The sequence below is a fragment of the Planctomonas deserti genome (assembly GCF_003067705.1).
Taxonomy (GTDB): Bacteria; Actinomycetota; Actinomycetes; order Actinomycetales; family Microbacteriaceae; genus Planctomonas; species Planctomonas deserti.
Genome location: NZ_QANL01000237.1, coordinates 1 through 509, shown reverse-complemented (window position 1 = coordinate 509; position 509 = coordinate 1). Strand labels below are relative to the sequence as shown.

General features: G+C 66.2%; 1 protein-coding gene. It reads left to right on the top strand.

From position 1 onward, the window contains the following. On the top strand, nt 1–332 hold a 332-nt coding region (locus DAI20_RS20470), incomplete at its 5' end, for a porin family protein (RefSeq protein ID WP_159085185.1). Between the last annotated feature and the right edge of the window lie 177 nt (nt 333–509).

Genomic DNA, 509 nt, shown 5'->3' with positions numbered 1-509 from the left:
GGGTCAAGCTGACCCCTCATTACACTGGCTATCTGGCGGCGCGCTATCAGTTCGACTCAGGCATCCATGCACGGCTGGAATCGCAGTTCACCGGCTCCAGTGCACTGGATGAACGCAACCGCGCGTTCCAGCCCGCAGTGGCCGTGCTCGGTGCGCAGCTGGGCTATGAGACCGGGCCGTGGAGCGCGCGGGTGTTCGTGCAGAACCTGACCAACAAGCGCCGCATCAATGGCCTGATCTTCGACAACCTGGCCTTCGGGCGCGACGGAAACTACTACGGCCCGGTCGACAGCCCGCGCATCTTCGGCGCGGAAGTGGGTTACCGCTTCTGACGAATCCACGGTAGATCCACGCCAAGCGTGGATGGCGGCACCCCGCCGGGCATGGCCCGGCGCTACCGTGGGCCGTGCAATGCCCGCCGGTTGCCGATGTGCGCGCATGCCAGCAGCACGCCACCGCAGGCGGTGGCCACGCCATGCCACAGCAGCGATTCCTTCAGCGGCAGGTAC